This window comes from Hominifimenecus sp. rT4P-3 (genome assembly GCF_051055405.1).
Classification (GTDB): domain Bacteria; phylum Bacillota; class Clostridia; order Lachnospirales; family Lachnospiraceae; genus Pseudolachnospira.
In genome coordinates this window covers 166,797-174,881 of sequence record NZ_CP167068.1, presented here as the reverse complement: position 1 = coordinate 174,881, position 8,085 = coordinate 166,797, and the positions used below count along the sequence as shown (strand labels likewise).

10 protein-coding genes are annotated in these 8,085 nt (G+C 47.9%); 3 read left to right on the top strand and 7 right to left on the bottom strand.

From position 1 onward, the window contains the following. Window positions 1-477: 477 nt before the first annotated feature. Entirely contained in the window at window positions 478-714 is a 237-nt protein-coding gene (locus ACCC71_RS00885) for a helix-turn-helix domain-containing protein (RefSeq protein ID WP_434310570.1), read from the top strand. 78 nt (window positions 715-792) lie between these two features. Here the strand turns inward: ACCC71_RS00885 and ACCC71_RS00880 are convergent, their stop codons facing one another. The 6 genes from ACCC71_RS00880 to ACCC71_RS00855 form a co-directional block, all read right to left on the bottom strand. After that, on the bottom strand, window positions 793-1,566 hold the full coding sequence (locus ACCC71_RS00880) for a ZIP family metal transporter (protein WP_434310569.1): 774 nt from the start codon (window positions 1,564-1,566) through the stop codon (window positions 793-795). Window positions 1,567-1,585: 19 nt separating this feature from the next. Continuing rightward, complete coding sequence (locus tag ACCC71_RS00875) at window positions 1,586-2,122, bottom strand: chromate transporter (RefSeq protein ID WP_434310568.1); 537 nt, start codon at window positions 2,120-2,122, stop codon at window positions 1,586-1,588. Further along, on the bottom strand, window positions 2,109-2,678 hold the full coding sequence (locus ACCC71_RS00870) for a chromate transporter (RefSeq protein ID WP_434310567.1): 570 nt from the start codon (window positions 2,676-2,678) through the stop codon (window positions 2,109-2,111). The genes ACCC71_RS00875 and ACCC71_RS00870 overlap by 14 nt, the downstream gene beginning before the upstream one ends. A 55-nt stretch (window positions 2,679-2,733) precedes the next feature. Further along, window positions 2,734-4,080 (bottom strand): glucose-6-phosphate isomerase, encoded by a 1,347-nt coding sequence (locus ACCC71_RS00865; protein WP_434310566.1) that lies wholly within the window; start codon window positions 4,078-4,080, stop codon window positions 2,734-2,736. A 65-nt stretch (window positions 4,081-4,145) separates the two neighbouring features. After that, the gene (locus ACCC71_RS00860; RefSeq protein WP_434310565.1) at window positions 4,146-4,775 is read right to left on the bottom strand and encodes a hypothetical protein; all 630 of its coding nucleotides are present in this window, start codon (window positions 4,773-4,775) and stop codon (window positions 4,146-4,148) included. Between the two features lie 101 nt (window positions 4,776-4,876). Then, on the bottom strand, window positions 4,877-5,578 hold the full coding sequence (locus ACCC71_RS00855; protein ID WP_434310564.1) for a 5'-methylthioadenosine/adenosylhomocysteine nucleosidase: 702 nt from the start codon (window positions 5,576-5,578) through the stop codon (window positions 4,877-4,879). A 200-nt stretch (window positions 5,579-5,778) separates the two neighbouring features. Here ACCC71_RS00855 and ACCC71_RS00850 point away from each other — a divergent pair, with 200 nt between their 5' ends. Both ACCC71_RS00850 and ACCC71_RS00845 read left to right on the top strand, forming a co-directional pair. Continuing rightward, on the top strand, window positions 5,779-6,027 hold the full coding sequence (locus ACCC71_RS00850) for a TIGR03905 family TSCPD domain-containing protein (RefSeq protein ID WP_434310563.1): 249 nt from the start codon (window positions 5,779-5,781) through the stop codon (window positions 6,025-6,027). Window positions 6,028-6,039: 12 nt separating this feature from the next. Then, the gene (locus ACCC71_RS00845) at window positions 6,040-7,146 is read left to right on the top strand and encodes an undecaprenyldiphospho-muramoylpentapeptide beta-N-acetylglucosaminyltransferase (RefSeq protein ID WP_434310562.1); all 1,107 of its coding nucleotides are present in this window, start codon (window positions 6,040-6,042) and stop codon (window positions 7,144-7,146) included. 59 nt (window positions 7,147-7,205) lie between these two features. Here ACCC71_RS00845 and ACCC71_RS00840 read toward each other — a convergent pair whose 3' ends face one another. Further along, window positions 7,206-7,985 (bottom strand): LarC family nickel insertion protein, encoded by a 780-nt coding sequence (locus ACCC71_RS00840; RefSeq protein WP_434310561.1) that lies wholly within the window; start codon window positions 7,983-7,985, stop codon window positions 7,206-7,208. Window positions 7,986-8,085: the final 100 nt, after the last annotated feature.

The following is an 8,085-nucleotide window of genomic DNA, read 5'->3' as shown; positions in this document are numbered from 1 at the left end:
CCTTACTAAAATTTTTGATAAGGCAACCCTAGACCTTTCCCAGCTTGCCAAATTTGGAAAATTTTGTATAATCACCCAATTTAAATATACTTTATAAATACCAATATTTTGTCGAATTGTCAAGATCTATTTCCTTAATATTTGCTGTTTTATGCTAAAATCCCCCATTCTTTCCTCTAATTCTTTATACCCCCCCCCCATATATTTTTTAAATATAACATTTTCCTTATTTTTCCAAAACAATTCTGCTATTACAACGTGATATTGCTTCTTCCAGAAATTCTTATCTGAAATTTTATTATATCGCATAAACCGTCAAAGAAAGCGTCAAGGCACAAACAAAAAAGCGCATATCCCTCAAATCCAACGACTTTTTTCCTTCATTTTCCATATTCTGACCTTTAACACGTTTTTCTGCTGCTCATATGTTAATGTCAAGAAAATTGCTGATGTTTATCACTAAAGGAGATTTAAGAAATGAAAATTTATACCTACCAAGGAAGGAAAAATATTTGTGGAGAAAGGATACGAGAAATGCGGGTGAAAAATCGTCTTTCGCAATCCGATTTGGCCGCTAAAGTTCAAACAGAGGGCATTACCTTGGAACGGGACAGCATCAGTCGAATTGAAAACGGCTCTCGCTTTATCGCTGATTATGAACTGATGGTTTTCGCAAAAGTGCTAAATGTAGACATTCAACGATTGATGAACTAAAACAAAAAAAGAATCGCTCTCTGATCCCTATCGACCATGAAGCGATTCCTTTTTTCGATTCTTTAAACTTCTATGCAGCTATCCCAGCGCCACATCTAAAACCATCATTAAAACAAAACCAGCTGCAAAGCCAATGGTTCCAATATTGCTGTGCTTTCCCTCGCTGGCTTCTGGAATCAATTCCTCCACCACCACATAAATCATAGCTCCTGCTGCAAAGGATAATAAATACGGAAGAACGGGCGTAATAAAGGAGGCCAGTAAGATCGTAACCACCGCCGCAATGGGTTCCACAATCCCAGAACACGCGCCATAGAGAAACGCGCGTGCCTTTCCTACCCCCTCGCTTTTTAAAGGAAGAGAGATAATCGCGCCTTCCGGAAAATTCTGTATGGCAATACCGATCGAAAGTGCAAAAGCGCTTGCCATCGTAATATCTGAGTTCTGCGACATCATCCCTGCAAAAACCACGCCCACCGCCATTCCCTCCGGAATGTTGTGCAGCGTCACGGCAAAGAACAGCATGGTCGTCTTTCTCCAGGCACATGCCGCTCCTTCCCTCTCTCCTCCCATATGCAGATGGGGAATCCATCGATCCATCAGCAGCAAAAAGCCGATGCCAAGAAGAAATCCTATCGCCGCAGGGAGAAAGGCAAACTTCCCCATAAAATCCGCCATATCCATCGAAGGAATGAGCAGAGACCACACAGAGGCCGCCACCATCACGCCGGAAGCAAATCCAAGCAACGCCTTTTGCACCAGCGGATGGATCTCCCGTTTTAACAAAAATGCGCACGCCGCGCCGGCAGCAGTTCCCCCAAAAGGAAGCAATAATCCGAGAACGGTTTCCATAGAACTCCTTTCCATCTTCCTAAATTAGAATCAATCCAAGAACAGCCGCTATCACAATCAACACGGGAACTCCCGCCTTTTTCTTCCAGGAAACCACGCCCACAATACCGGCAATCAACACTGGTTTTAAAGAAAAACTTTCCAGCGTGCTTTCCGGGAAAAAGTTGCTTCCACATAACGTAAAAAGCACGTAAAGTACCATCCCGATACAAACCGGCCGGACCCCATACATCACGTGTTCCATGAGCGGACTGCCTTTTACTTTTTGAATAAAGACTGCGGCCAGCAGACAAAGTGTCAGGGAGGGCACTAACACCCCAAAGGTCGCACACAAAGCCCCCAAAATTCCAGCGGTCCGCATCCCGGCAAAGGTTGCGCAGTTTACTCCGAGCGGCCCTGGCGTCATCTCTGCAATGGCTACAATATCCGCCACCTCTTCCAAAGTCATCCACCCATTTTGCAGCATTTCCTGGTTGATGACCGGGATCATCGAAAGTCCCCCAAAACTGCAAAAGCCAATCCGGACGAATGCGAAAAACAGGTTAAGATATACCATTCCGCTTCCCCCCTTTTAGAATCAACCCTGCCGCTACGCCAGCCAGAACGATAAAAATATTGTGAAGCGGCGTCAGCAAACAAAGCAAAAAAGCGGCGGCTGTAATGAGATACCCGATTTTATCCACCCAGGCTGTCTTTCGCATCTTAAGGGCGGCTCCACCGATAATGGGAATCACCGCTGCCCGAACGCCTACCAGCGCTTTTGCGACGTATATGTTATCTTTCAACTGCGTATAGCATCCTGTCACAAGAATCAGCACCAAAATTGACGGTGAGGCAATGCCAAGTACGGAGCAGATCACTCCCGGAATTCCCCCGATTTGGTAGCCAAATAGGACGCTGACGTTCATAATCATAATCCCAGGCATCGAACGGCCGACGGAAATAATATCGACCAAATCTTCCTGACTCATCCAGTTTCTTTTTTCAATAAATTCCTTTTGCAGCTGGGCAATGATCGCCCAACCGCCTCCCCACGTAAAGAAGCCCACCTTGAACATGACCCGAAAGACTGTTAAGGCGCGCTTCCAACTGACTTTTCTCTCCTTCTCCATAACTTCCTCTGTTGGTATCGTATCCATTCTCTTATCGACCCGGAAAAGCTTTTTCTTACAATCTCTTTTTTAGCTCTTCCCGCTCTTTTTCGTAACCCGGCTTTCCCAAAAGGGCAAACATATTTTTCTTATAGCTCTCTACCCCCGGCTGATTGAACGGATTGACCCCTAAAAGGTAACCGCTGACACCGCAGGCAAATTCAAAGAAATAGAATAGTTCCCCTAAAGAACGCTCATCCTGAGCCGGAATATGAATCACCAAATTGGGAACCTGACCGTCGGTGTGGGCCAAAATGGTCCCGTTCATCGCATTTTTGTTGACAAAATCCATGGTCTGTCCGGCCAGATAATTCAGACCGTCCAAATCCATCTCCTCTTCCGGGAGAACAAGAAAGGCACGGGGAGTTTCCACTTCCAGTACAGTCTCAAACATCAACCGGCTGCCATCTTGCAGGAACTGGCCCATGGAGTGCAGATCCGTCGTCAAATCCACGGACGCCGGGAAAATTCCTTTTTGTTCCTTTCCCTCACTCTCCCCATAAAGCTGTTTCCACCATTCTGAAAAATAGTGAAGGCCCGGCTCATAATTTGCCATCACCTCAATGGCTTTTCCTTTCCGATAAAGGAAATTCCGCGCCGCCGCATAGAGCAGCGCATCGTTCTCTTCATAGGGCAGCGTCAAAGCCCGTTCCCTGGCTTTTGCCGCTCCTTCCATCAGCGCCTTTATATCTGCTCCACTTACTGCAATTGGCAAAAGGCCAACCGCTGTCAGGACAGAAAACCTCCCGCCCACGTCGTCCGGTACCACAAAGGTCTGATAACCTTCCTCATCCGCCAGCTTCTTTAATGCGCCACGTTTTTGATCTGTAGTAGCATAGATTCTTCTGGCTGCGCCTTCTCTTCCATATCTTTGTTCCAAAAGCTTTCGGAATACTCGAAACGCGATAGCCGGCTCCGTGGTCGTCCCTGACTTTGAAATCACGTTAATGGAAAAATCCCTTCCTTCCAGCACATCCATCAATTCCCTTAGATATGTACTGCTGATATTGTGACCGGCAAAATAAATTTCCGGAGTTTTCCTGACTTCGGGCGAAACCATATTATAAAAGCTATGACGCAAAAATTCAATGGCGGCGCGGGCGCCCAAATAGGATCCGCCAATCCCAATTACCAGCAGCACATCGGAATGTTCCTGAATCTCTTTCGCCGCTTTTTCGATCCGTCCAAATTCGTCTCTGTCATAATGAACCGGCAAATCCAACCATCCAAGGTACTCCTTACCTGCTCCGGTACGAGACACCAAGGTCTCTTCGGCGGATAAAACCTCCGGTTTCATCCTTTGCAGTTCCTCTTTGGTCAGATAATCTTTAACTTTTGTATCATCAAAATATACACTGGACATACTTCTCCTCCTCGATCTCTCCTTGGTATTTTCCCGGCCTTCTTCGATAGGCGTTACGGCTTGTCTCACGTTAAATATTCACGAAAAATTTCTTCCAACACTTTTTCTTCTTCCGGTCCCAAAGTAATGGGGGGCTGAACAGGTTTCGGAGTAAGCGATCCGCGGCGAAAATGACGATTTCGCTCAATTTTTGGAAGCAGTTGCTTTTCAAAGCTCTCCGTGACTGCCTCCAACGCCAAAGCTTCTTTTCCACGGTTGTCCAACAAAAGCTGAAATAAAATTCCAGCGCCTCCCAAAACAATACCAGCCGATCCGTGCAATATCACGATACGATAATCTAAGTTCAGCAAATATGAAGCCACCGCAAGGCCCAGTCCGCCTAAGATAGACAATACCGTAGTAAATCCCGCCAGACGTCTCCAGGCTCTAAGCGGCAATCCCAGCGCCCGGCAGCGGCGGATCCGTTTTTCCAGGTATCCAGCTGGACTACTGATTCCATTTCCGATCTCTGACAATTCTTCAAACTGTGTCTTCCAGCGCTTTAGCTGCTTATCTTTTGTAGTGTTCAAATCCTTTGACTGACGGATCAGTTTCCGGCAGCGGCGATTTACCACCAGCCGGCAGCAGACGCCAAGGACAGCGATGCCCGTCAAGATAAAAATCCCCAGGTTTCGCTCAAGAAACACTACAGCCATGAGTCTTCCCCCTATCTATGATTTTCCGCAATCATGCCGCGGTACCTCTAGTATAGAATGAAAGATACACTTTTGGAAGATATTTTTTCAAAAATCGTTCGTCATTTCCCGACGCCGTTCGCAAAAAGCTCCAGCAAAATATCCGTACCAATCCGGATCGCTTTGCCTTTAAAAGTTTCAAAATCCACCGAAGAATCGTCGTCCGCTCCATCCGAGATCGAACGAATAATGAGAAACGGCACCTGATTGCAATAGGCCACATGGGCAATGGCAGCGCCCTCCATCTCCGTGCAGCTGGCATGAAAGGTTTCATAGAGCCATCTTTGCTTTTCCTTTCCCTGGATAAACTGATCGCCGCTGACAATCCGCCCCTCATGACAGGCCCCCTCCGGAAGCAAACGGCGGCAAACATCGGCCGCCAATGCTCGAAGCCTTGCGTCCGCAGGAAAAATAGAAGTCTCCATATAGGTAACTTGTCCCAAAGGCGTGCCAAGGGCGGTGGTATCAAAGTCATGATACATGGCATCGGTGGAAATCACGATATCGCCCATATGAACATCCGGAGCAACGCCCCCTGCGACGCCCGTATTGATGAGAGCCGCTATTTTATACTCGCTGATCAAAATCTGCGCGCACATAGCGGCGTTCACCTTTCCCACTCCGGCGCAGGTCACTGCTGCCGGGACGCCTTTCAGCATGCCTTGATAAATGTTCAGCCCGGCCCGGCTAAACCCTTTTTTATCTTCCATCGCATCATAAAGAAGCTCCACTTCCTCCGGCATGGCCCCTATGATTCCAATCATAATGTCCTCCTTTTTTCTAAACCAGTTCTTTCCTTATTTAGTATACTGTCACCAGGAAAAGAATGCAAGCCGGCAGAAAAAACCTTCCCACACTCCCTCATTTATGGTATCATATATCCAAAAGCATAAAGCATCCCCGCGGATTACAAAAGGGATATGCACGAGAGAGTATTTCCTCTCCGTGCCGGAAAGGAGACCCTATGCGATACAGACCGAACGGCGTATGTTCTCAGGAAATTGAATTTGAAGTAGAAGACGGAAACTTAACCCAAGTCAGCTTTACCGGCGGCTGTCACGGAAACCTCCAGGGAATCAGCCAATTAGTGGAGGGAATGCCGGTGGAAGAAGTCATCCACCGTCTTGAGGGCATTCACTGCGGACGGAAGTCCACATCCTGCCCGGATCAGCTGGTTCAGGCGCTCCGTGCCTATCAAGCAACACAATCCTGAGGAGGACCCCCTATGAAACGCATCATTTTGACCGGCGGAGGTACTGCAGGTCACGTCACACCAAATCTTGCCCTGCTCCCACTCCTAAAGGAGCGCGGATACGACGTCCGCTATGTGGGCTCGAAAGAAGGTATCGAAAAGAGTCTGGCGGAATCTGCCGGAATTCCCTACGATGGAATTTCTTCCGGCAAGCTGCGGCGATACTTTGACTGGAAAAACTTCACGGACCCGTTCCGCGTCATCAAAGGATTTAGCGAAGCAAAAAAACTGTTAAAAAAATACCGCCCCGACGTAGTCTTTTCAAAGGGAGGATTTGTCTCGGTCCCCGTGGTACTGGCGGCAAAAAAGCTAAAAATTCCAGCCGTCATCCACGAATCCGATATGACCCCAGGCCTTGCCAATAAGCTAAGCATTCCTTCCGCAGCGAAGGTCTGCTGCAACTTCCCGGAAACCCTGGAAAATCTTCCGAAGGAAAAAGCCATCGTTACCGGCTGTCCGATTCGAAAGGAACTTTTAAGCGGTTCCCGCATTCAGGGACTTACCATCACTGGGTTTTCTCCGGAGCGTCCCACCCTCCTTATCATCGGAGGCAGCCTTGGTTCCGTTAAGGTAAACACTGCGATCCGCCAAATCCTTCCAAAACTTTTGGAAAAGTTTCAGATCATTCATATATGCGGGAAAAAGAACCTGGATGAAAGTTTAAAAGGAACGCCTGGATATCTGCAATATGAATATGTCAGCGACCAACTGAAAGATCTGTTTGCCTTAGCCGATGTGGTAGTCTCCCGGGCGGGAGCCAATGCCATCTGCGAGCTTTTAGCTCTCCGGAAACCAAATATTCTGATCCCGCTTTCCGCAGCCGCCAGCCGCGGCGATCAAATTCTCAACGCGGCCAGTTTCCAAAAACAAGGATTCAGCGCTGTGATCCAAGAAGAAGAGTTGTCGGATGAACGGTTGGTGAAGACGATCGAAGAGGTATACCAAAATCGCAGCCAGTACATAGAGTCCATGGAGAAAAGTCCCTTGGGGAACGCAGTAGAAACCATCGTTCAATTGCTGGATACTCTGGCGGATGATTCCAAACCGGTCAAAAAGCAAAACGCAGCGACAAAAAAATAGCCGAATTGCCCAATAAAAAAACGTTCCTTAGCGGAGCGTTTTTTATTTCTGTCTTTCACTTACCGCTCTTCCACCCACATCGCGCGAAGAATGTTGGGCGCGTCGTAATCCCTTTTTCCCGCTCCAATTCCAATCCGGCGAATCAGGAAATGTTCTGGCAAACAGTCCCTCGTGCGGGACGCCGCAGCGATTGCCGCGCCTGTAGGAGTTACCAGCTCGCCCTGCACATCTGTCACTTGCATGGCAAGATGGTGAGAGGACGCAATCTGCGCCGCTGCAGGGGCAGGAACCGGAATCCTCCCATGCTGACAGCGAATCATCCCTTGTCCTTCAAAAAGAGTGGATACCACTACATCCTGGGCGCCCAAATCCTCCAGACAGAAAGCGGCCGCTAAAAAATCCACAATCGAGTCCACCGCGCCTACTTCATGAAAATGCACCTGTTCCAAAGGCAATCCGTGAACGGCCGCCTCCGCTTCCGCCACCAGACGGAACATTTCCTTTGCCCGCGCCTTTACTGCATCGCTGGTATCTGCCCGTTCCAAAATCGCGTACACATCCTCCAGATTCCGGTGAACATGGACATGTTCCCCCTCTTCATGAGCATGGGTGTGTTTTCCATGCCTTTTCTCCGGAGAATCCAGGATCACCTGGAAATCCGTGGCCAAAATCCCGTTCTTTTTTACTTTTCCAATCTGGATTTGAAATTCCGGCAGTTCCAGGCTGTCTAAAACTCTCCTAAGTTCTTTCTCATCGGCTCCCAAATCCAAAAGCGCCGCTACCGTCATATCCCCACTGATCCCGGAATAGCATTCCAGGTACAAAATTGCATCTTTCATTTTTTCTCCTATCGATCGACGAATGATATCGTCAATATTGCTCGGTTTATTTTCTTGTTATTTCTGCCGATATTATATCCATTCCATGCAGCAAAGTCAA